23 protein-coding genes and 3 pseudogenes are annotated in these 21,251 nt (G+C 70.8%); 15 read left to right on the plus strand and 11 right to left on the minus strand.

Annotated elements, in window-relative coordinates; translation table 11 throughout:
* Positions 1-152: 152 nt before the first annotated feature.
* A complete protein-coding gene (locus tag ACFUK0_RS25040) occupies positions 153-557 on the plus strand; it encodes a hypothetical protein (RefSeq protein WP_380253878.1) in 405 nt (134 codons plus the stop codon).
* 489 nt (positions 558-1,046) lie between these two features.
* Here the strand turns inward: ACFUK0_RS25040 and ACFUK0_RS25045 are convergent, their stop codons facing one another.
* On the minus strand, positions 1,047-1,325 hold the full coding sequence (locus ACFUK0_RS25045; RefSeq protein WP_380253880.1) for a GlsB/YeaQ/YmgE family stress response membrane protein: 279 nt from the start codon (positions 1,323-1,325) through the stop codon (positions 1,047-1,049).
* 401 nt (positions 1,326-1,726) lie between these two features.
* Between ACFUK0_RS25045 and ACFUK0_RS25050 the strand changes: the two genes are divergently transcribed.
* Positions 1,727-2,026: an STAS domain-containing protein gene (locus ACFUK0_RS25050; RefSeq protein WP_380253950.1), complete on the plus strand. Its 300-nt coding sequence runs from the start codon at positions 1,727-1,729 to the stop codon at positions 2,024-2,026.
* A 108-nt stretch (positions 2,027-2,134) separates the two neighbouring features.
* On the opposite strand, the gene ACFUK0_RS25055 is transcribed toward ACFUK0_RS25050, so the two are convergent.
* Positions 2,135-2,551 carry an ATP-binding protein gene (locus tag ACFUK0_RS25055; RefSeq protein ID WP_380253882.1) on the minus strand — a complete coding sequence of 139 codons (417 nt, stop codon included), beginning with the start codon at positions 2,549-2,551 and terminating at the stop codon, positions 2,135-2,137.
* Positions 2,552-2,725: 174 nt separating this feature from the next.
* On the opposite strand from ACFUK0_RS25055, the gene ACFUK0_RS25060 reads away from it, so the two are divergent.
* The gene (locus tag ACFUK0_RS25060) at positions 2,726-3,064 is read left to right on the plus strand and encodes an STAS domain-containing protein (RefSeq protein ID WP_380253884.1); all 339 of its coding nucleotides are present in this window, start codon (positions 2,726-2,728) and stop codon (positions 3,062-3,064) included.
* A gap of 224 nt (positions 3,065-3,288) precedes the next feature.
* Here the strand turns inward: ACFUK0_RS25060 and ACFUK0_RS25065 are convergent, their stop codons facing one another.
* Complete coding sequence (locus ACFUK0_RS25065; RefSeq protein WP_380253886.1) at positions 3,289-4,311, minus strand: YihY/virulence factor BrkB family protein; 1,023 nt, start codon at positions 4,309-4,311, stop codon at positions 3,289-3,291.
* 215 nt (positions 4,312-4,526) lie between these two features.
* Here ACFUK0_RS25065 and ACFUK0_RS25070 point away from each other — a divergent pair, with 215 nt between their 5' ends.
* From ACFUK0_RS25070 to ACFUK0_RS25090, 5 genes are all read left to right on the plus strand, one after another.
* Positions 4,527-5,618 carry a glutamate--cysteine ligase gene (locus ACFUK0_RS25070; RefSeq protein ID WP_380253888.1) on the plus strand — a complete coding sequence of 364 codons (1,092 nt, stop codon included), beginning with the start codon at positions 4,527-4,529 and terminating at the stop codon, positions 5,616-5,618.
* A 308-nt stretch (positions 5,619-5,926) separates the two neighbouring features.
* Positions 5,927-6,379 (plus strand): Hsp20/alpha crystallin family protein, encoded by a 453-nt coding sequence (locus ACFUK0_RS25075; protein WP_380253890.1) that lies wholly within the window; start codon positions 5,927-5,929, stop codon positions 6,377-6,379.
* Positions 6,380-6,474: 95 nt separating this feature from the next.
* Entirely contained in the window at positions 6,475-6,891 is a 417-nt protein-coding gene (locus ACFUK0_RS25080; protein WP_380253892.1) for a hypothetical protein, read from the plus strand.
* Positions 6,892-6,990: 99 nt separating this feature from the next.
* Entirely contained in the window at positions 6,991-7,176 is a 186-nt protein-coding gene (locus tag ACFUK0_RS25085; protein WP_380253894.1) for a hypothetical protein, read from the plus strand.
* A gap of 215 nt (positions 7,177-7,391) precedes the next feature.
* Positions 7,392-8,270: a SigB/SigF/SigG family RNA polymerase sigma factor gene (locus tag ACFUK0_RS25090; RefSeq protein ID WP_380253896.1), complete on the plus strand. Its 879-nt coding sequence runs from the start codon at positions 7,392-7,394 to the stop codon at positions 8,268-8,270.
* A gap of 718 nt (positions 8,271-8,988) precedes the next feature.
* On the opposite strand, the gene ACFUK0_RS25095 is transcribed toward ACFUK0_RS25090, so the two are convergent.
* The gene (locus ACFUK0_RS25095; protein WP_380253898.1) at positions 8,989-9,144 is read right to left on the minus strand and encodes a hypothetical protein; all 156 of its coding nucleotides are present in this window, start codon (positions 9,142-9,144) and stop codon (positions 8,989-8,991) included.
* A gap of 2 nt (positions 9,145-9,146) precedes the next feature.
* A complete protein-coding gene (locus tag ACFUK0_RS25100; RefSeq protein ID WP_380253900.1) occupies positions 9,147-9,371 on the minus strand; it encodes a hypothetical protein in 225 nt (74 codons plus the stop codon).
* Positions 9,372-9,745: 374 nt separating this feature from the next.
* On the opposite strand from ACFUK0_RS25100, the gene ACFUK0_RS25105 reads away from it, so the two are divergent.
* Together ACFUK0_RS25105 and ACFUK0_RS25110 are read left to right on the plus strand one after the other, a co-directional pair.
* Positions 9,746-12,013, plus strand: a complete 2,268-nt coding sequence (locus ACFUK0_RS25105; RefSeq protein WP_380253902.1) for a catalase — start codon at positions 9,746-9,748, stop codon at positions 12,011-12,013.
* 170 nt (positions 12,014-12,183) lie between these two features.
* Positions 12,184-13,080: pseudogene (locus ACFUK0_RS25110) on the plus strand (SDR family oxidoreductase).
* Positions 13,081-13,674: 594 nt separating this feature from the next.
* Here ACFUK0_RS25110 and ACFUK0_RS25115 read toward each other — a convergent pair.
* Both ACFUK0_RS25115 and ACFUK0_RS25120 read right to left on the minus strand, forming a co-directional pair.
* Positions 13,675-13,830 carry a DUF6131 family protein gene (locus tag ACFUK0_RS25115; protein ID WP_380253904.1) on the minus strand — a complete coding sequence of 52 codons (156 nt, stop codon included), beginning with the start codon at positions 13,828-13,830 and terminating at the stop codon, positions 13,675-13,677.
* 146 nt (positions 13,831-13,976) lie between these two features.
* Positions 13,977-14,681: a TetR/AcrR family transcriptional regulator gene (locus ACFUK0_RS25120; protein WP_380253906.1), complete on the minus strand. Its 705-nt coding sequence runs from the start codon at positions 14,679-14,681 to the stop codon at positions 13,977-13,979.
* Positions 14,682-14,819: 138 nt separating this feature from the next.
* On the opposite strand from ACFUK0_RS25120, the gene ACFUK0_RS25125 reads away from it, so the two are divergent.
* The 4 genes and pseudogenes from ACFUK0_RS25125 to ACFUK0_RS25140 form a co-directional block, all read left to right on the plus strand.
* On the plus strand, positions 14,820-15,029 hold the full coding sequence (locus ACFUK0_RS25125) for a hypothetical protein (protein WP_380253908.1): 210 nt from the start codon (positions 14,820-14,822) through the stop codon (positions 15,027-15,029).
* The gene (locus ACFUK0_RS25130; protein WP_380253910.1) at positions 15,005-15,328 is read left to right on the plus strand and encodes a hypothetical protein; all 324 of its coding nucleotides are present in this window, start codon (positions 15,005-15,007) and stop codon (positions 15,326-15,328) included. Before ACFUK0_RS25125 ends, ACFUK0_RS25130 begins: the two co-directional genes overlap by 25 nt.
* 133 nt (positions 15,329-15,461) lie before the next feature.
* Positions 15,462-15,590, plus strand: a pseudogene (locus tag ACFUK0_RS25135) (glutathione-dependent formaldehyde dehydrogenase); the annotation flags it as partial.
* A pseudogene (locus ACFUK0_RS25140) lies at positions 15,591-15,778 on the plus strand (cytoplasmic protein); the annotation flags it as partial.
* A 105-nt stretch (positions 15,779-15,883) separates the two neighbouring features.
* Here ACFUK0_RS25140 and ddaH read toward each other — a convergent pair.
* From ddaH to ACFUK0_RS25155, 3 genes are all read right to left on the minus strand, one after another.
* On the minus strand, positions 15,884-16,723 hold the full coding sequence (gene ddaH, locus ACFUK0_RS25145) for a dimethylargininase (RefSeq protein WP_380253912.1): 840 nt from the start codon (positions 16,721-16,723) through the stop codon (positions 15,884-15,886).
* A gap of 151 nt (positions 16,724-16,874) precedes the next feature.
* Positions 16,875-17,144 carry a hypothetical protein gene (locus ACFUK0_RS25150; RefSeq protein WP_380253914.1) on the minus strand — a complete coding sequence of 90 codons (270 nt, stop codon included), beginning with the start codon at positions 17,142-17,144 and terminating at the stop codon, positions 16,875-16,877.
* 675 nt (positions 17,145-17,819) lie between these two features.
* Positions 17,820-18,038 carry a hypothetical protein gene (locus ACFUK0_RS25155; RefSeq protein ID WP_380253916.1) on the minus strand — a complete coding sequence of 73 codons (219 nt, stop codon included), beginning with the start codon at positions 18,036-18,038 and terminating at the stop codon, positions 17,820-17,822.
* A 1,137-nt stretch (positions 18,039-19,175) separates the two neighbouring features.
* Between ACFUK0_RS25155 and ACFUK0_RS25160 the strand changes: the two genes are divergently transcribed.
* A complete protein-coding gene (locus tag ACFUK0_RS25160; protein WP_380253918.1) occupies positions 19,176-19,535 on the plus strand; it encodes a MerR family transcriptional regulator in 360 nt (119 codons plus the stop codon).
* Positions 19,536-19,838: 303 nt separating this feature from the next.
* Here ACFUK0_RS25160 and ACFUK0_RS25165 read toward each other — a convergent pair whose 3' ends face one another.
* On the minus strand, positions 19,839-21,134 hold the full coding sequence (locus tag ACFUK0_RS25165; protein ID WP_380253920.1) for a PP2C family protein-serine/threonine phosphatase: 1,296 nt from the start codon (positions 21,132-21,134) through the stop codon (positions 19,839-19,841).
* Positions 21,135-21,251: the final 117 nt, after the last annotated feature.

Below are 21,251 nucleotides of genomic sequence, written 5' to 3' on the forward strand. Positions count from 1 at the left end.
GGTTTATGGCGGCGCAGCGGCGTCACAGTTCCCGCCGCACGCTTCGGCGGCCGGTACCTCGAACGGTCCAGGGCCGGTTCGGGAGGCTTGGTTGCGGCCGCAGGCGGGAACGTGTCCGCGGTGGGTGAGGCCGGTTGGAGGGATGGACCAGGGTGATCGGTGATGAGAACGGCGAGCGGCACGTGCGCCCCGGGGGAGTGGACGATGCCACGGTTGAGGCGCTGGGTCTGCTGTCCGAGGCGCTGGAGACGACGCAGCGGGCGCGGGGTCGGCTTTACGACTTCCACCAGCTGACGGGTGGCGCGGACAAGGTGGTCGGCCGGGCTGTCCTGGCGCTGCGGGAAGCCGGGCACGCCGAGCAGGCCGATCTGGTGGAGCGTGAGGTCCAGGGTGCGGATGTGCTGCCGGGCATGTGGACGTTCCAGATCGTCGAGGCGTACGACGAGGGGTACTACCGGCGCTTCGCCGAGGCGGAACGGCTCGTCCGCGGCGAGCTGGCCGGCGGCCGGGGCCACATCGCCGAGGCCGAGATGAAGCAGCGCCGCGAGACGCACTGACCCGCGTCGCGCGGCGATGTCTCGCCGGAGATCCCGTTGGCGGGGCGGTGCAGTGCAGTGCAGGCGGCGCGGTCACGCGATCGCACGATTGATCGGGGCATTACGGTTCGGCCGTCGGTTTTATGCACCTCTGGCCCTGCCAGCCTGCCCAGTCCTCCCGGAGTGCGTTCCGCCTGCCCGGATCCGATCGCAGCTCGTGCGACCGGGATCCCATCTGGTCGGTGACGGCGTTCCGTCATCCTGGTCGTCGACATCTTTGTGGCTGCCCATACATCCGCAGCCCGCCGCACGGGTACACCGCCTTGACGGCCGCCACAACCGAGACTGGCGGCCCGGCCGGCAGTACAGCGGTCCGTGAGCGCCGTCCCGTTGCGGTGGTGAAGGGCGGATGCGCGATCGGCATCTGCGGGGGCGGGCAGCGGAACGGCTCCGCCCTCGGGGAGGGGGAGCCGTGTCCGTGCTGGTGCTGGTGCTCGTGCTTGGGGTCGCTTAGGCGTGGCGGTGGTGGTGCTTGTTGCCGGTGACGAGTCGGTAGACGGCGAGGAGGATGACCGAGCCAATGATGGCGGCTATCCAGGTGGAGACGTGGAAGAAGCCGTCGATGGAGTCGACGCCGAAGATCACCTTGCCGAGCCAGCCGCCCAGGAGGCCGCCTGCGATGCCGATGAGGATCGTGACGATGATGCCTCCCGGGTCCTTGCCCGGCATCAGCATCTTCGCGATGAGACCCGCGAACAGTCCGATCAGGATCCAGGCGATGATGCCCATGGCTTCTCCTACTTCGTTGAACCAAGCCGCTGTCGACACTCGTCTGCACCGCGGCGGGATTCCCAAACATGCGGTCATGAGCACCCACCGGCGGGGGCGCTCAGGTGCCGATACGGGTGAGCACGGCGCCCGGCCGCCGCTTCCCTTGCCCGGGTGAACCACTCAGTCCTCGGGAGTTCGCTGCCGCAGGGATGACCGTCGTCGGCGGGCAGGGCCGAGGCCCGTTGAAGGACGCTGTGACTGGCGGGTCGGGGGCAGGCTGGGTGACAGCGGGATGTGAGGAGAACCGATGAGTTCGGAAGGCGATCGGGGGCGTCCGGTGGTGGTGGGTGGGTTGGGGGGTGCGGACGGCAGGCGGGGTGCTGTCGCTGCGGTTGGCGCCAGGGCGCCGGGTGACAGGTGTGCTGGTTGCCGGGGTTCTGGACGGGCAGTGTGCCCGGGAGATGCGGCAGGCGCTGCTGGCGGCGGCCCGGGCGTGCCCGGGCGGGCTGGCATTGGACTTGAGCGGCGTGAGGGAGGGCGACCTACAGGGTGTGGCCGCGCTGGTCGCGGCCTGTGAGGCGGTGAGGGCGGCGGGGCACCCGGTGGGACTGGTGGCCGCGAGTGCGCAGATGGACGGCCTTATGGTGCTCACCGGCGCCCTGCACCTGCTCATCGACCATCTGGACGTGGGCCCGGACGACTCCGGCCCGCCCGCCTGACTTGGGTCGCGGGCCGGCCAGCCGGTGCTGGCGGTATCCGACTCGCCCATTGCACGGCACAGCGCGCCATCGATGTCCGCGGCCGGGCGGCCGCTGACCGTAAGGCTGCTACCAGGGCAGGACGGCGTGGATCTCCTTGCCGCCCGGGTGGGTGACGACGTCGATGTCGGTGGCGAGGCACTGGATGATGGCGGGCCAGCCGAAGCCGCCGCCGTTCACCAGGTCAGGTGTGCGGGGCGTGGGCAGCACTTCACTGGTGTCGCGCACACTGATCCGGACACCGTCGGGCTGGGCGCGCAGGATGAGGACGAAAGGTCCGGGAGCGTGGCGCACCGAGTTGGTGACGAGCTCCGAGACGACCAGCAGCACCTGGTCCGCTGCGCCGGCCTCGCGGGCGGGGGTCTGCGCGGCGAGGGTGTTGAGGAAGAGGGCGGCGCTCTCTCGGGCCCGCACACAGGAGCCCGGTCCGCCGTCGAACGCCGCGTAGAGCGGCGCCCGGACCACACTGCCGGCGCTACTGTCCACGCTTTCCTCCTTGACATCACACCCCGCATGCCCTGTGGGCTTCACTACCCGGAGCGCACATACTCCCACCGCGTGCCCGCCCCCTCGGAAGGGCCCTGCTGTCCAGGACAGGCCCCACTTGCCCTACGTTTGTCCCGTCCACCGTACGCGGCCCCGACCGGAAGGATCCCGAGGATGACCACACCCACACCTACCCCCGTGCTCAGCCTCGCCACCCGCGCCACCGCCGCGGGCCCCGTCATCGAGGCGGCCGGCCAACTCGACTACGACACCGCCCCCCGGATGCGCGCCGCCATCACCGCCGTCCTCAACTCCGTACCGGCCCCGCCTACCGTGGACCTGGACCTCGCACACCTCACCTTCTGCGATTCCTCCGGCCTCACCGCCCTCATCCACGCCCGCAACGAAGCCGCCCAGGCAGGTACCCAACTACGCCTCGGCGCGGTGTCGGCCAACGTCACCGACCTCCTCGCACTCACCGGGGCACAGGCCCTCTTTCCCTCGGCCGCTTAAGCGCACCGGGCCGACCGACGTCTCATAGTCGTCGGACTGGAATAGCGGCCGTCATGAGTCCTGGCCGTGGTCCGCTGAACCGCCCGTTTTTCGATCCGCCCCTCGAGGTGCCCGTCCAGGCCGACGCCCGGGCCGTCTGCTCACGGTGGTGCGGGCCCTGATCCTGACGTTCGCCGACCGCCGTTCGCTCCGCACCGGTTGCCCGGGGCGGGCGTGTGCCGGGGTCAGGGTTGTTCGTCGTCCGGCCACGTCCGGGTGTCGCGGGGCCGGACGTACGGCTCCTCCCCCTTGGGCAGGCCACCTTCGGTGGCGCGTTCGCGGGAGAGTTCGGCGTCGAACTCCAGGCCGAGGAGGATGGCGAGATTGGAGATCCACAGCCAGACGAGGAAGACGATGACTCCGGCGAGGGTGCCGTAGGTCTTGTTGTAGGAGGCGAAGTTCGCGACGTACAGGGCGAATCCCGCGGAGGCCGCCATCCAGAGGGCGACGGCGAGCAGGCTGCCGGGGGAGATCCAGCGGAACCCGCGGTCGCGCACGTTGGGTGCGGCCCAGTACAGCAGGGCGATCATCAGCGCGACGAGGATCACCAGGACCGGCCACTTGGCGATCGACCACGCCGTCAGCGCGGTGCTGCCCACGCCCAGCGCCCGGCCGACGCGGTCCGCGAGCGGGCCGGTGAACACGACGATCACCGCGCTCGCCGCCAGCAGCACCATCAGCAGCAGCGTCAGCCCCAGGCGCAGCGGGGTGGTCTTCCAGAGGGGGCGACCTTCGCGGATGTCGTAGACCGCGTTGGAGGAGCGGATGAAGGCCGCGACGTAGCCCGAGGCCGACCAGAGAGCGCCCGCGAGGCCCACGATCATCAGGATGGTGCTGGTGCCGCCGTTGTTCTGCAGCTGGTGGACGGCGTTGCGCAGGATGTCCCGGGCGGCGCCGGGTGCGAGGCTCTGCAGGTTGTCCAGCACCCCGTCGGTCGCGGACCGCCCGATCACACCCAGTATGGAGACCAGGACGAGCAGGGCGGGGAAGATCGCCAGAACGCTGTAGTAGGTGAGGGCGGCGGCCCGGTCGGGCAGCTCGTCCTCCAGGAACTCCTCGCCGGTGCGTCGTAGTACCGCCCACCAGGAGCGCCGGGGCAGGTCCCCGAGGGCGTCCGGGGCTGCTGCCTCGACCTGCCGACTCGGCCCGGGCCCGTCGGTGCGCTCCTGGCCTCCGGTCGTCTGCTTGCGGTGGTGCAGTGGTGCCATACCGGTCGCCTGCCCGCGACGCCAGCGATGAATCAATCACCGGTGCCCGGGGCCGGCGGTTCACCGGCTCCAGGCACGCCCGGGGCCACCTGGCGTGCGGGGAGCGAGCGAAAGCGATGAGTGACGAGCACGCACACCCGGTAACCCCGCTCCCTTTAGTCACGATGACATGCGCTGCGGGCGTGAAGCCGTCTTCTGGAGGGTAGGCCCGAGGCATGCTCACCCTCGGCGTGGAGGAGGAGTACCTCCTACTCGACCCGGCGACCGGTATGCCCGTTGCCCGGGCGGCGCAGGTGCGCCGAGCAGCGGACCTCCAGTCGGCGATGGACCAGGGCGAGGTCCAACGCGAACTCCTCCAGGCACAGCTGGAAATCGCGACGCCGGTCTGCCATGAGCTGGAGGAGGTCGGCGGACACCTCCTGCGGATGCGCCACGCCCTGGGCCAGGCCGCGGCCCAGAACGGCTGCCTGCTCGCCGCATGTGCCAGCGCGCCGTTCACCGACCGCCTCCCCGTGCCTGTGACGGACACCCTGCGCTACCGGGCCATGCACAGTGACGCTCCCCGGCTCACCGACGAACAGCTGATCTGCGGCATGCACGTCCACCTCGGCATCCCCGACCGTGCGACCGGCATCACGCTGCTGAACGGGCTTCGACCCTGGCTCCCGCTGCTGGTGGCGCTGGCCGCGAACTCCCCGTTGTCGCAGGGCACCGACACCGGCTTCGCCAGTTGGCGCACGCTGGTCTTCGATCGCTGGCCCGTCAGCGGGCCGCCACCCTCCTTCGAGGGCGCCGACGACTACGACCACCGGACGCGGGCCCTGGTGGAGAACCGCTTGATCCCCGACACCGGCCAGATCTACTGGCACATCCGGCTGTCCGAGCGCTTCCCCACCATCGAGATCCGCGCGATGGACGTGCAACTGCGCCCGGACGAGGCGGTGATGCTCGCCGGCACGGTCCGCGCCCTCGCCACCCGCCTGCTCGGCGACGCGGCCGCCGGGCGTCCGGTGCCCGCGATCCGGCCCGAGACGCTGGACGCGGCCGTGTGGTACGGCGCACGGCACGGCTGCACCGGCGAGGTGTTCGACCCGCTCCACGGTGAGCCGCGCGCAGCGGGGGACGCGGCAGCGGCCCTCCAGGGGTTCACCGCCTCCGCGGCCGGGAAGGACGCGCGGCACATCACGCCCGTGCTGGAGCGAATCCTGCACGAAGGCAACGGGGCGGCGCGTCAGCTACGCGAACTGCGCCGCAGCGGCCGCGAAGGGCTTGTCCGCATGATCACCGACCAGACCACGGGTGCCTGACCGCGCCCGTAGCCCGGTCCGGACCACCGCGCGCGACTCCGCGCCGCTGGCGCGGCCCAACCTCCGATCCGCCCAGCCGTGACTGGCGGAGCACCCCCAGCGCCGGTCCCGGTCAGTCGCGCGTCAGGCAACACCCGAAGTTGAGTCCCTACTTGTCAATGAACCTGTGTCAGCGCTATAACTTTCTTGTCGATGAGCCCGGCAGACTAACTGGCGTGGCAGTGTCTGTCCTGCCGCTGCCGCTGCCGCTGCCGCTGCCGCTGCTGCCGGATGCTCGTTCCGCTGCGATTGTGAGGAGCTGAATCACCGTGCTGATGCGTACCGACCCCTTCCGCGACTTCGACCGTCTCGCGCAGCAGCTGCTCGGGACCCCGGCGAAGCCGGTCGGCATGCCGCTGACCGCCTTCCGCGACGGCCAGAGCTTTGTCCTGCGTCTGGACCTGCCGGGCGTCGACCGGGAGTCGATCGACCTGGACGTGGAGCGCAACGTGCTGAGTGTCCGCGCGCAGCGCCAGGGCGCTCTGCCGCAGGGCGCGCAGGTGCTGGCTGACGAGCGCACGCTGGGGACGTTCACCCGGCAGGTGTTCCTGGGCGACGCCCTGGACACGGAGCGCATCGAGGCCGACTACGACCAGGGCGTGCTCACGGTGCGGATCCCGGTGACGGAGAAGGCCAAGCCCCGCAGGATCGAGATCACCGGCCCTACCCAGAGCGGCACCCCCGCCGCCGTGCGGGCCCCGCGCGAGGTGATCAACGCCTGACTTCCGTCCGCCACCGCCCGCGCGGCACCGCAGCCCCACCGGCGCCGATCGGGCCCCTCCTTCTTCCCGACATCGACGGCTTTCGAGGAGTGGAGATGACCACCGGCACCACCACCCAGCGGCGGACACCACTCACCGAGCCCGGAACGGCTCAGCGCCGCTCGGCAGGTTCCGGCGCGGAGAACGCCACCGGCAGGACGCAGCATGGCCTGCTGGTCGGGCTGTTGAACCGCCCCGGCGGTGCGCCCGCCGCGCTCGTGACGCTGCCGGGCGGGCGCCGCGCGGTCACCGCCGTGCTGCGGGGTCCGCAGGCCCGTCAGGTGGAGGAGGCGGTGGCCGGCCGGCTGCGGCCGCCCACCACGGCGTCGGGCCGTCAGCTGGTGCGCTGGCTGGAGCGTCCGCTGCCCGCTGAGTTGAGCGTGGCTGGCCCGGGCCCGGCGGACATCGCCCTCACCGCTGTGACCGCACCTGCGCCCGCAGTCGACCTCGCACCCGACCTCATGGCGGCCTGACACCGGCCCCACCCGTGCCGGACGCGCCAGCCGGCAGGCCCATCCGCCGGGCCTGCCGGCCGGCCCCGGGGTTCCGTACTGTCCTAAGGGAGATGCCCGGTGACCTTTACCGTGTCCGCGGTGCTGTTCTTCGGCGTGGTCCTGGGCGTGCTCGTCCGCAATCGGCAGGCGACCGGCTTCGCGGCCTGCGTTGCCGTCGTCTTCGGGTTCCTGCTCGCCTCCACCGGCTTCGCCCCCGTCATCGACAACCTGCTGGGCAACGCGGTCGCCATCCTCAACCGGTGACGCGACCAGCGCCGAACCCATGGACCGCCCCGGCACCGCACGACGGCCGACTTCCGCGGCAGGCCTGCAAACAGGCCTGGAGAAGAGGCCCCGATGCCGGAAGACTCATGGCCGGTCACTTTGACAGAACCGGCGTGCATAATTTCCGGGCGGCCGGGTAACCCGGTGGCGCGCGCCGCTGAGCACCCCACAGTCGAGCAGGGAGAGTGATCCTCATGACCGTCCTCCAGGACCTTGTACCGACCGCCGTCCCCGCCGAGCACCGCGCCGAGGAGGCTCTCCCCGCTGCCCCGGCTCTGCCCGCGGTAGGCGACCCGTCCGAGGTCGCGGCGTCGGACGCCCGTGCCTTGTCCAGGGACCTCTTCCTGCGGCTGCGTCAGCTGGAGGAGGGCACCCGGGAGTACTCCTACGTCCGCGGCACCTTGATCGAGCTGAACATGATGCTCGTGAAGTTCGCCGCGCGGCGCTTCTCCCACCGCAGTGAGCCGATGGAGGACATCCTCCAGGTCGGCACGGTCGGCCTGATCAAGGCCATCGACCGCTTCGACCCCACCATGGAGTACGAGTTCAACACCTTCGCGCTGCCCACCATCACCGGCGAGATCAAGCGCTTCTTCCGCGACACCTCCTGGATGGTCCACGTTCCGCGCCGGATGCAGGAACTGCGCCTCACCCTGGCCAAGGCCTCCGACGACCTCCAGCTGACCCTGGACCGTGTGCCCACGCCCCGGGAGCTCGCGCGGCACCTGTCGATGGACGAGCGCGACGTCGTCGAGGGCCTCAAGGCAGCGGAGGCGTACAGCGCGCACTCACTGGACATGTCCTCCTGCGACGACGAGGACTCGGGCGCCAGTCTCGCCGAGCGGTTCGCGGTGGAGGAGAAGGGCTTCGACGCCGTCCTGCACCTGGAGAGCCTCAAGCCCCTCATCGCCGCCCTCCCCAAGCGCGAGCGCGCGATCCTCTCCATGCGCTTCGGCGCCGAGATGACCCAGTCGCAGATCGGCGAGCGTCTCGGGCTGTCGCAGATGCACATCTCCCGGATCCTCAGCCGCGTCCTGAAGGACCTGCGCGCAGCCCTGCTCGTCGAGCAGTAACCGTGGTCGGCCGGCCGCCTCCTGTGAGGGCCGCCGGCTTGGTGCCCACGCCAAGAGCAGCGCGCCGTCCGGCGCTGCCGCCGGACCTGGCGGCTGCGGGCGTTCTGCGACTCCACGTGGTTGAACGACCTGCCCGCGGCCGGGCCGACGGGTTTATCTGCGAGCCTTCCCCACGAACATAGCTGCCCCGCCTGGACGGGCGCGTGGTCGCCGAAGTGCCGCAGGCCACGCCGGCTGGTCTCCGCGGACGATGGGAAGCATTCTCCGGGCCCGGGAAGGGCCGCTCACGGGTTGCGCGATTGCTCCAGCCGACTGGGCTGGGCGGGGCCGAAAAAGTAGGCGAGCGCCAGAGGCGCGATTTCGGGTCCGCGAGATCGCTCGCTCCTAGTCCTGCATCGTCGTGCTCACCTGCCCTGCTCACATGCGCCGGTCTCGCGCATCCTCTGCCCTCCGGTGCCTGGAACCTACCCCGCCGCGACACGCTGCGTCCGTGCGCCTCAACGCCCCCTGTCCGGCACACTTGGGGCCGCCCCGGCATCGGGCCTGGTCCGCTTCCGGGCCGCGTCCGCGTCGCCCGTGTATGCGGCTCGTGCTTGCTTCTGCGACTGGTGGCCTACGACGGCCGGGGCCCGGGACCCGGAGAATCGCGGCTGCGGTCTGGGCGGCCCGGGTGTCTCGCGGCAGCCGGCGTCGGTCGTTGCGGTTCCCGTGCTGTTCGTCAGCGGCGGTGGGTGAGGCGGTGCAGGGTGTCGCGCAGTTGGTGGGCTGCGGTGAACCAGGGCTGCCAGCGGCCGTGGTGGGCGGCTTCGGTGCTGTGGTCGGTCCGGGGAGTGGTGGCCGGGTCCGGGCGGTCGGACCGGTGTCTGCCTGCCATGGTTACAGGTTCTTCTCGTAGTTCGCGAGGGCGAGGCCGAGGCCGAAGAAGGTGGGCGCCCATTCGCCGACGTAGATGCCCCAGCGGTCGGCGCGTTCCAGGTCCTGGCCCTTCTCGACTTTCAGTGAGGTGGCCCAGGTGAGGACGGACAGGCCGATGGAGGCGAAGGCGGCGGTGTAGGCGTGTTCGCTGCGGATGCCGGAGTCGTGGAGCTTCTTGACGATCACGGTTTCTCCTCTGGGATGGTTCTTAGGGGTGGCCGGAGCCGGAGGTGTCAGCGCGGGCTGCCTGCCCCGCGGCCTCGGCCCCCGGTATTGAGCCTGCGGCAGGCCGGGCGGCCTCGCACCCTGGTCGGTGAAGGCGGGTGAGGTGATGGCGTACAGCCGGCGGCCGACATCCAGGCATCCCGAGCGGCATCCCGGCAGCCCGGTTCCTGGCCCACGGTGCGCAGGTCCCGTAACGGTGGGTGAACCCACGAGCGGGTGAACCGCAGCTGATTGAGGTGCCGCGATGGGGATAGTCGTTCGTATGCCGATGTCGTTGCAGGCCCTCCGGGCCGCGCGGTCGGCCTGCGGACACCCGATTCCAGGAGGAACAGCGGATGGACAAGCCCGGTCCCGTGCAGAAGATCGTCGATGCCGTCGTCGACGCCGTGAGCGAGGACGGCCACCCGGAAGTGCAGGTGCCCGGAGCACCGTCGGTCGGACCGCCGTCGCTGGCCGAGCCGACTGAGCCGAGGGCGCCGCTGGCGCCGAAGCCCGACCAGCGGGCACCAGCGCCGCTGTCGGCCACCGGGCGGGGAGCTGGTGCGGCCGGCGAGGTGCGGGCGCAGAGCGGTGGGTTCCTGACGACCGCGCAGGGTGCGCGGCTGCCGGACTCGGACCACTCGTTGAAGGCCGGCCCGCGCGGGCCGGTGCTGCTGCAGGACCACCACCTGCGGGAGAAGATCACCCACTTCGACCACGAGCGGATCCCGGAGCGGGTCGTTCACGCGCGCGGCGCCGCGGCCCACGGCGTGTTCCAGGGCTACGGGACTGCCGCCGGGGTGACCAGGGCGGCGTTCCTCGCCGAGGGCGTCGAGACGCCGGTGTTCGTCCGCTTCTCGACCGTCCTGGGTTCGCGGGGATCGGCCGACACGGTGCGCGACACCCGGGGCTTCGCGACGAAGTTCTACACCAACGAGGGTGTCTTCGACCTGGTCGGCAACAACATCCCGGTGTTCTTCATCCAGGACGCCATCAAGTTCCCCGACGTCATCCACGCCGGCAAGCCGCACCCCGACCGCGAGATCCCGCAGGCCCAGAGCGCCCACGACACCTTCTGGGACTTCGTCTCCCTGCACACCGAGGCCACCCACCACACCATCTGGAACATGTCCGACCGCGGCATCCCGCGCTCCTTCCGGATGATGGAGGGCTTCGGCATCCACACCTTCCGCCTGGTCAACGCCGACGGTGCTTCCACCCTGGTCAAGTTCCACTGGAAGCCGAAGGCGGGTGTCCACTCCCTCGTCTGGGAGGAGGCCCAGCTGATCAACGGCATGGACCCCGACTTCCACCGCCGCGACCTCGCGGACGCCATCGAGGCGGGGAACTTCCCGCAGTGGGAGCTCGGCATCCAGACGTTCCCCGACACTCCCGAGCAGACCTTCCGCGGTATTGACCTCCTCGACCCGACGAAGATCGTCCCCGAGGAGCTCGCCCCCGTGCAGCCGATCGGCCTGCTCACCCTCAACGCCAACCCCACCAACTACTTCGCCGAGACCGAGCAGGTCGCCTTCCACCCGGGACACCTCGTCCCCGGCGTCGACGTCACCGACGACCCGCTGCTCGCCGGCCGGCTCTTCTCCTACCTCGACACCCAGATCACCCGGCTCGGCGGCCCGAACTTCGCGCAGATCCCGATCAACCGCACCCACGCGCCGGTCAACGACATGCTCCGCGACGGCTTCCACCAGGACGCCGTCCACTCCGGCGTCGCCCCCTACAAGCCGAACTCCCTCGACGGGGGCTGCCCCTTCTTCGCAGGCGCCGGCGACCACGCCTTCATCGAGCACCCCACCCCGGTCGCCGCCTCGGCCAAGGTCCGCGAAGCACCGGCCTCCTTCGCCGACCACTACAGCCAGCCCCGGCTGTTCTGGCTCAGCCTCACGCCGGTGGAGCGCGAGCACGTCATCGCCGCGTACACCTTCGAACTGAGCAAGTGCTTCGAGCAGGCGATCAAGGAGCGCACCCTCCAGGTGCTCGCCAACATCGACACCTACCTGTGCGCCCAGGTCGCCCAGGGCCTGGGCCTGCCCGCACCGCAGCGTTCCGAGCAGCTCGCCGACCCGCAGCCCAGCCCCGCCCTCTCCCAGCTCGGCCACACCTGGCCCACCACCGGCCGGGTCATCGGCATCGTCGCCGACCCGTCCAGTGACCTCGACGCCGTCCGCCAGGTACGCGACGCGGCCCGCCGGGCCGGCCTCCTCCCGCTGCTCATCGCTCCCACCGGTGTACCCCTCGCCGACGACCTGCCCGTGCAGCGGACCTTCGCCGCCACCCGCTCCGTGGAGTACGACGCACTCGTCATCGCCGGCCCCCTCCTCCCGGCAGCCGACGAACACGGCGCCCGTGATGCCAAATCCGGCGTCGCGGGCCCCGCGAGCCAGGTCGACTCCCGCGTGGCCCTGCTCACGAACGAGGCCTACCGCCACGCGAAGCCGATCGCGGCACTCCCCGGTACGGAAGCCGTCCTCACCGCAGCCGGCGCCGACCCCGCCGCTCCCGGCGTGATCGCCGCCGAGGACACCGACGCGGTCATCACAGAACTCACCGGCCTCCTCGCCTCGCACCGCGTCTGGGAGCGGTTCCCCGCCGCCGTGAACTGACCGCGACCGCCCGGCCCTGCGCACGCCAGCCAATGTCCTTACGGCGGCGGCGGCGGACGGGCGCAGGGCCGGGCCGGGCGGCACCCCGCCACCGCACGAGGGACGAGCAGAAGCCGGCCGCGACGTCCGGCGGCCGGCCCTTCGCACCAGCAGCAGGATGGAGTGAGGCCGTGACCCAGGACCAGTTCACCCCGCAGGACCCGACCGAGCAGCACCCCGGGCCCGAGTTCGGGGAACAGGAGCAGCCCTACCCGGGGTCGAGTGAGCGGATGGACCCGGAACCCGATTACGGCGAGCGGATGTACCGGGGCGCCGGTCGGCTCGAAGGCCGGCGGGCACTGATCACCGGCGGCGATTCCGGCATCGGACGGGCCGTGGCACTTGCGTACGCGAGGGAGGGAGCCGATGTCGCGTTCTGCTACCTCCCCGATGAGGAACCGGACGCCCAGGAGACGGTACGTCTGGTGGAAGCGGCCGGCCGACGGGCGCTCCCCGTGCCCGGCGACGTACGGGACGAAGGCTTCTGTGCCGCTCTGGTCGGACGGACCGTCGACGAGCTGGGCGGCCTCGACATCCTGGTGAACAACGCCGCCTACCAGATGTCCTAGCCCGAAGGGCTGGCCGCGATCGACACCGAGCAGTTCGACCGGGTTGTGAAGACGAACCTGTACGCGATGTTCTGGCTCTGCAAGGCGGCGCTCCCGCACCTGCGGCCCGGATCGTCGATCATCAACACCGCTTCCGTCCAGGGGTACAAACCGAGTCCGCACCTGCTCGACTACGCCACCACCAAGGGGGCGATCGTCACCTTCACCCAGGGCCTGGCCCAGCAGCTCGCGCCGGACGGTATCCGGGTCAACGCGGTCGCGCCGGGACCGGTGTGGACACCCCTCATCCCGGCCACCATGCCCGCTGACAAGGTCGCCGCGTTCGGCAGGCAGTCACCCCTGGGACGGGCCGCCCAGCCCTGCGAGATGGCACCCGCCTACGTCTTCCTCGCTTCGCAGGAAGCCGGTTACATCACCGCTGAGATCGTCAACGCCACCGGCGGCATCCCCCTGCCCTGACACCTCACCCGAGCCGCCGGGCGGCCATGCCAGATGGGCCCAAACCGTGCAGGCCCTGCACGGTGCACGGCGGCGGGTACGAGTCTGAAGATCGGCATCCCCACGCCCCCAACCCCAGGGATTGCGACCGCTCGGCCCCCGAGGCAACCCGAGCGGGCCGATACTCGCCGACCACACCGTGTCGTCAGGATGACGATATGAAGTATCTGAGCGGTTTCGTCCTGCACCCGCTCCGGTGCGGTGGCGCTGCCTGGCCGCCGCTCCACCCGGGATGCTCCGGCACGGCCTGGTGCTCGCCGAGGTGGTGCGCGCCCGGGTGCTGGCGCCGTCCGCTGCCCGGGTCCGGCCGCCCTCGGTCCAGCCCGCCTCCGACTGCCGGTCCGCCCCGCCCCGTCCCGGGCCCTCGCCCCGGAGCCGGGCCGAGGGTGGTTCGCGGTGGCAGGCCCGGCCCCATGACTTCTCCAGGGCACGGAGTCGAGCACGTCACACTCGGCGTCGCCCGACTCCACGATGTCGCTCTCGCGGGATGAGCCGTCAGAAGAACAGTGGACCGCCGGTCCCGGACCTCCTGAGCTGGTATTAACGGGACGGTTTTCAGTAGTAGTGGCGGCGGCCGCCGACCTCGTGCCCGACGGCGCCCATGATCCACAGGATGAGGCCGATGACGACCAGGGCGATGCCGATGGTCCACAGGATGGAAATGCTGGCGAGGAATCCGATCACGAGGAGAATGACTCCGAGGATGATCACGGTGACCTCCGTGTGTGTTCCCCCCCTTGATGTGGTTCTCCCTTGTGGGAGGTGAAGCCTCTCCGTTCTTTCTCGGATTTCGAAGCGCTGTGCCCGTTTTGGACAGGGGAGCCGTTTTCGGCAGTGCCCGCGTGCACGAGCGTCCGCTACGGGTGCGGGACGAGGGTGGTGGTGAGGCCGGTGAGGAGGATGTCGAGGCCGCGTTCGAGTTCGGCGGCGCCGTCGTAGGTGGCGAGGGTGGAGGCGAGGCCGCGAAGGAGGGGGAATTCGCCGATCGGCAGCCGGTGCAGACCCAGGCGTAGCAGGTCGTCAGTCTCGTCGGGGTTGTCGACGAGTTCCTGGAGTTCGTTGAGTACGTGGCCGTGGAGGAGCCCGAAGAGGGCGCGGTAGATGTGCAGGGCCTCGGCGCTGCTGAAGCCGGCGCGGGTGAGCAGGGTGAGGATGGCTTCGAGCGGTCGCAGGGTGCCCCGGGGGCGCAGGGCCAGCGGTGTCGCGAGGGGGCGGGTGACCAGGAGCGGTACGACGTTGGGGTGGGTGAGGGCGAGGCGGCGGTAGTCGCGGGCGACGGCGCGCAGCTGGGCGGCCCAGTCGGGGTCGGCGGAGTCGACGGTGAGGCGGCTGAGGACGGTCTCGGCGATGCCGTCGAGCAGGGCGGCTTTGTTGGCCGCGTAGCGGTAGAGGCTCATCGGGTCGTACTCCAGCGCGCGGGCCAGGCGGCGCATGGACAGTTTCTCGATGCCCTCGCGGTCGATGATCTCCAGAGCGCAGGCGAGCATCCGGGCGCGGTTGAGCTTCCCGTTCGTGTGCTGCCTGGGTTCCTGGACGACCCGGTCGGCCGGGGGCTGGACCATGGCCGTCCCTCCTGTCGCTCGGGGCCACTGTCGACGAACTTAAAGTTCGTAGACCTACGGTGTAGAAATAAGTCTACATCGGGAGTTGACTGTAGGCATACGACGTAGACCTTGACGTAATACCTTTGGGAGCGCGTCATGATCCTTGTTCTTCTCGGACTTCTCGTCCTGGTGGTAGCGGCCGTCGTCCCGGTCGCGGGAATCGTCACCAACACGGGCGCCGCGCACGAGCTCACGAACGCGTTCTCGGTGTTCGGGCACCACGTGACCGGCTCCACGGGCACGCTCTTCCTCTCTTCGGCATCATCGTCGGCGCGGCGGGCATGCTGGGACTCGGCCTGCTGCTGACCGGGGCGCTCCGCGCCTCTCGTCGTGGCAGGGTCGCGCGTAGCGGACTGCGTGACTCCCGCCGTGAGACGGCGGCCGCCGCCGAGTGCCGGGACGACCTGGCCGCGCAGCGCGACGAGGTCGCCCGCCAGCGGGACGAGCTGATGCGCGGCCAGGGCAGCGCGCACGAGGAGACGGCCGGCGCCCGCCGTCTCCCGCTGCCCCCGAAGAGCGACAGTGACCCAGCTCTGGGCGATTCGCAGGAGCCCGATGGGCCCCACGGATCTCATCCGCTCGCGCGTCGCCCCGACTCCCGCTGAGGAGCGGTCACTGCCCCTCGCTCTCGACACACGAAAAAGGAGACCAGCCATGGGTATCGGCAAGAAGGCCGCCCACAAGGCGGAGGAAGTCAAGGGCACGGTGAAGAAGTCGGTCGGCGCCGCCACCGGCAACGGGCAGGGACTGCACTCGCAGTGCGAGACGACCCAGGTCCGTGAGTACGGCAGCGGCGCCTCGCTGTTCGGGTACACCAAGCTCGACGGCCAGGTCCCCGGCGGCCAGGCCGAGCTGTTGCGGGCCCCGCGCTCCCAGGCGGAGCTGGCCCTCGCGGCGGGGGAGCTTCCGCCGTGGCGGCGCGGCCGGGTTCCACCGTAGCCACCGGTCCTCGCTCGTCCGCAAGGGCCCGGACTTCTACCGGCCCCCGCTTCCCGGACGTGCCGGACGACCTGGCCTATGTCTGGCCCGTCTCGGGCCGCGCGGCACGGATCTGAGGCCTCGGTGGGATGCCGCGCCGCGTTCACCGCCCCTGAGGGCGGGCTGACGCGCCGGATGGAGCAGTCCGGGCACCGTGCTCGGAGCCCACGCGGCACTGGCCGTCACCCGGGCGGCGCGGGCGTCCCCGGAAGCAGTTCGAGGGCGCAGCATTTCGGGCCGCCGCCGGCTTTGGCGTACTCCGACATGTCCACTCCCACGGGTTCGAACCCCAGGCCCGTCAGTCGCTCGGCCAGCTCGGTGGCCGCTACCGGCAGGAGGACGTGCCGGCCGTCGCTGACGGCGTTCAGGGCGAGCAGCTGGGCGTCGCGTTCCTGCACTTGTACGGCGGAGGGGAACAGTGTCGCCAGGCGGTGTCTGCTGTGGGCGGAGAACCCACCCGGCCAGTACATGATCTGCTCGTCGTCCAGGACGGCGAGGGCGGTGTCGAGGTGGTATAAGCGCGGGTCGACGAGCTCCAGTGCGACCACGGGACGGCCGAAGTACGTCTCGGTTTCCTGCAGGCTGGCGGGCTGCGTGCGGAATCCGGTGCCGGCCAGGATCAGTCCGGCCAAGGCCAGGTGGTCACCCTGGCCCTCGTTCATGTGCGCCGCACCGGGGACCTGTGCGAAGCCGCGGTCCCGGAACCACTTCTCGTAGGCGGCCGCCTCGGGTGCCCGCTGGGTATGGCGGAAGGAGGCGATCAGGGCCCTGTCCCCGATGACGGTGGCGCCGTTGGCCGCGAACACCATGTCCGGCAGGCCGGGGACGGGCTCGACGAGATCGACGCGGTGGCCGAGCCCTGTCAGGGTGGCGCGCAGTGCCTCCCACTGGCCCTCGGCCAGGGCTCGGTCGACGGGCCGGTGCGGGTCCATCCACGGATTGATCGAGTACTCCACCGCGAAGTAGGAGGGCGGGCACATCAGGAAGCGGCGCGCGAACGCCTCGCGTGCGATGCCGGTCACCAAGGGGTCCGCCTTCCGCCTCCCGGCCCGCACCGCGCAGACCCGCCAGACCTGCGCCTGGTACTCCAACAGTGCAGGCAGCCGTGGCGGGTGGCACGACGGACAGCCGGCCACTCACCCGACCGGGCCGGCCAGGTCCAGCAGGTACCCGTCAGCCTTCCGGGGGAGGCAGGGGGCTGCTCCGGCGCTCCAGGAGATCCAGCAGCCCACGGAAGTCGAGGTCCTCGCCATCGCCGTGGGGACTCCGGGTGCCGGCCGAGCGGAAGGTGCCGTCGGCGGTGAAGGTGGCCAGGGCCGTCACCGGTCCCGCGGCCATGGTGAGCACGGCGTCCGGCGACCACGTCACCGTCCAGCCGTAGGCCTCGGCCGTGACGGACAGGTACCGGGAGTCGGGGCCGGCCGGATCTTCGGGATTGCTCATACCCGCATCGTCGGCCACGAGCGGCGCACCGTCGGCCACGGCACGCCGGACCGGCGGCCGGCCTGAGGCTCCGGCCGGCGTGGACCAGCATGGTCACTGTCGGTCACCGGAGCTGTAGCGCCTCTCCCGGAGCGGCAGGCAGCAGCCAGGACCAGGATCCGTCGTCTGACCCGGAAGACAGCGGCCCGCCGCGCTCGTCCAAGAGGCGGTCAGGACCCTCAGGCCCGGCCGGGGCCGCTGCGAGCACGCGGGCTTCGCCTCCCACCTCACGGCTGCGTATGACCGCACACAGCTTCAGGAGCCGCCCGGACGCACGGCGCGGCGCCGTACAGGGCTGGGCAGGAACCCGGCACCCCGGCACCGCCTGGGCCGGACGTGCCTTCGGCCCTGCCCCCAACCCCGCCGGGTCGACGGACCGGCCCAGGACTGGAAATCGGTTACGCCGCTCAGACATGCCGGCACTCGGCTCCACCGGCCCGGCGCCCCTTGCCTGGTCAGGTGGGCGAGCCTGGCCGGTGGGGCGAGTCATCCTGTCGGGGTCTGGCGTCTCCTGTCTGTGGGCCGTCCACCAGTCGGCGAGGCGTTCGGATGGGCATGGTGGATGGTGCGGGGCGGGGCGGTTCCAGCGCCAGGCCTGGGCGATCAGGTGCTGGAGCGGGCAGAGGCCGTCGTGTGTCACCGGCGGAGCCCGCGACCGTGGCCCCAGCGGGGGCGCAGACGGGTGTCGAGTGCGTCGCGCAGGGTGTAGAGGTCGGTGATGGTGGCCTGTTCGGCGAAGCGGGCGAGCAGTCGCCGCAGGACGCTGTCGTTGCCGTCGTGGACGGCGTCAGTGATGGCCTCCACCAGGTGGTACGGGTCGGCGTGCGGCGGGTGCGGAGGTGCCGGCTCGTCCATCGTGGTCTCCCGTCGTTGTGTCTGCGGCCCGGTTCTCGTGCGGGCGCATCCTTCCTCGGGTGTGTCGCCGGTCGGGTGCCGCATGAACTCCGTGGGCCGGGGCGAACACTACCTTCCTCTCGAACGCCGAAAAATCTGTGTCGGCTGGAGTAGACATCGGGCGGTGTCGTGGTTAGTGTTTCTCTCGTAGCAAGCAGTCGAGCGGTACCCGCAAGACACGAACTGGCGGGTTGCAGTATGGAAGTTCGCAGGTCGGCACGGTTGTGGGGTTCTGAAGCCAGGTTGGTGCAGTTCGGCGACGGGACCGGCGGCCGGGCCGGGTGGCCCGCAGTGATCAGGGGCCACCATGAAGCGGTACCGCGGCAGTACGTGGTTCGCGGGTGAGCAGGACACGCCGGGCGCATCGGCGTGAAGCAGTACCAGGTGGTGCGGCAGCAGAGTTCCGGAGCCAGTGCAGGTGCAGGACGGCGACGGGGCTGGCGGCCCGCAGTGATCAGGGGCCGCCACCGAGCGGTACCGCGAATGAATGTGAATGAGCAGGTGCTACCAGTAGGGCGAAGTTGGTTGGCAGTTGCAGTGCGAGGTACCTCGGTAAAGGCGTCGGGCTGCGGGCGCGCGTACTGGGAGGTCCGTGCAGTGGGGTTCCAAGCCGAGCAGGTGAGCATGACGGGCGACGGGGCTGGCTGCCGGAAGAGGGCGACCCGTGAGGGTCGCCGCAGCAGTACTGGGTAGTTGGCAGTTCAGCAGTACCTGTAGTTGCAGTACCCGTGTTGAGAAGGACCGGCAGTACCCGTAGGTGCGGTACCAGCAGTGTGCAGTACCCGATGTAGAGATTCCGGTCAGAGCGCAGTACACCCAGAGGAAATCGGAGGGGACAGAGCGCCATCAGGATCGCCCGGCCCGTGAGGATGTTCGTCCGGGCGGACACCGCAGACCCCCCAGTTACGAAGGACGGTGGTTTCCGGTCACGCATACGCGATCCCCGCAGGCCCCTTCCCCCGGGGCAGTGCGGAACTGAAAAAAGCCGGCTGACGGTCGGCCGGCAGATGGTGATGTATCCCTTTCGGGGCCCCGGAGCCGCAACGGCCCGGGGCCCCTCGCCGTGTCCTCGCCACCACCTGTCGATGAGGTGACAGAGTGACCACGACGACCACCCGACCCCACACCCACACCCTCGGCCCTGACTCCGGCTCGGGTTCCGACTCCTTCGATGACGACGACTACCCCGCCTACACCGTGGGCTGCGCCGCGGAGATGACCGGTACCAGCGCCGGCTTCCTGCGGGCCCTCGGTGAAAGCGGCCTCATCACCCCGCAGCGCTCCGGGGGCGGCCACCGCCGCTACTCCCGCCGGCAACTGCGGACCGCGGTGCGCGCCCGTGACCTCGCCGGCCAGGGCATGACCGTCGACGCCGCCTGCCGCATCATCATCCTCGAGGACCAACTCGAGGAAGCCCAGCGCCTCAACCAGCAACTGCGCCGCCCCGCCGCCCGTTAGACGCCCGCGGCGGGCACCTGACGCTGCGCCCGGGGCCGCTGTCTGCTCGCCGGCCCCGGGACCGCACTGTGGGGGAGGGACTGCTTGCAAGCAGTCCCTCCACAGTCATGTCCGGAGTCACTCACGCGCGGGACTCCTGGCGGGCCCGCCGCTTCGATCTCCCGAGCGGAGCGGCGCACCGGACCTGCCCCGGAATCAGTGGCTCGTGCACCGCGATGTGCAGCCACCCGGCCATGTACCCTCACGATCGTCGGGTGCCGGCCGGCTGCGGTCGCTGCGCTGCCGAGGCGGAGTTGGCCGTTCCTACTCGGCGGTTGCCGTGGCGGGGCCGGTGCCCGCTGGCGGAATGCGCACGGCGAGCAGGGCGACGTCGTCGGTACTCTCCGCGGCAAGGCCGGTGAGGAGTTCGTCGCAGAAAGCGTCGAGGGGTTCGCGGGCGAGCGCGGCCGCGTGCTGCCGCAGTCGCGCCATGCCACGGTCGAGGTCTTCCCCGCGGCGTTCGATCAGGCCGTCGGTGTACAGCAGCACCGTGGACTGCGGTGGTAGCCGTTCGGTGGCGTCCGGGCGAATGCGGGTGGGGTCGACGCCGAGGAGCAGGCTGCGCCCGTCGTCGAGGAAGCGGGTGTCGCCCTCGTGGGTGATCAGCAGGGGAGCGGGGTGACCGGCGATGGCGTAGTGCAGTTTCCAGGGGTCATGCGGCTCCAGCTTCTCCACCAGTGCGTAGATACAGGTCAGGGTCTGGCTCGCGTAGAGGATGTCGTTGGCCGCGTCTAGACGGGCCAGGATCTTGCCGGGTGGCTCTTTGCGGTCGCAGGCGATGCCGCGCAGCATGTTGCGCATTTGGCTCATGGTGACTGCGGCCCGCATGTCGTGTCCCGCGACGTCTCCGATGATCAGGGTGGTGGCGCCTTCGGGGAGGGTGAAGGCGTCGTACCAGTCGCCGCCGATCTCGGCTGTCGCACGGGAGGGCTGGTAGCGGGCGGCCAGTTGCAGTGCTCCGGTGTTGGGCAGTTCGGGCAGCAGGGCGCGTTGCAGGCGCTCGGCGGTGTGCTGGACCTGGGCGTGCAGTTGGGCACTGTCCACGGCGAGCGCCACCCGGTGGGCGAGATCCTCGATCAGCGCCAGGCTGTCTTCGTCCAGGGGGGCGTCGTCGCCGGTGCGAACCAGGGTCATCGCGCCGAGCACCCGGCGGCGGGCGGTAAGCGGTGCGACGACGGCGGTGGTGGCGCTCAGGCGGGCGAAGAGTTCCAGTTCGACGGCCTGCAGCGGGTCGCGGGCATGGTCGGGGGGCGGGAAGTCGGTGATGAGCAACGGGCCGGCGCCGCGCAGGGCCCGGGCCAGGGGGGCGGGTGAGGCGTCGCGGACAGGTGGCAGTTGTGCTTCGAAGAAGCCGGGTGGCAGTTGGCCGGGGTCACGGTGCTCGACCACCAGCCGCCGCGGCCGGCCGTGTTCGTCGAGGAGGTCGACCGCGCACCAGTCGGCCAGGGCGGGGACCAGCGTGCGGCACAGGCGGCGCAGTCCCGTCTCCACGTCCAGGGTGCTGGCAACTGCGTTGTTGGCGTTGGCCAGCAGAGTGAGGCGGTCCAGGGCATGTTGCAACGCTTGGTCCACGTCATGGGAGTCCGTTGGATGCGGGGCGTCCTGCTCGGGGCGCATGGCGGTCCTCGTTCCCTGGGGGCTGGGCCTGTTCTGGGACCGCGGCCTTGGGCTACCTAC

This window comes from Kitasatospora sp. NPDC057223 (genome assembly GCF_042669755.1).
GTDB lineage: Bacteria > Actinomycetota > Actinomycetes > Streptomycetales > Streptomycetaceae > Kitasatospora.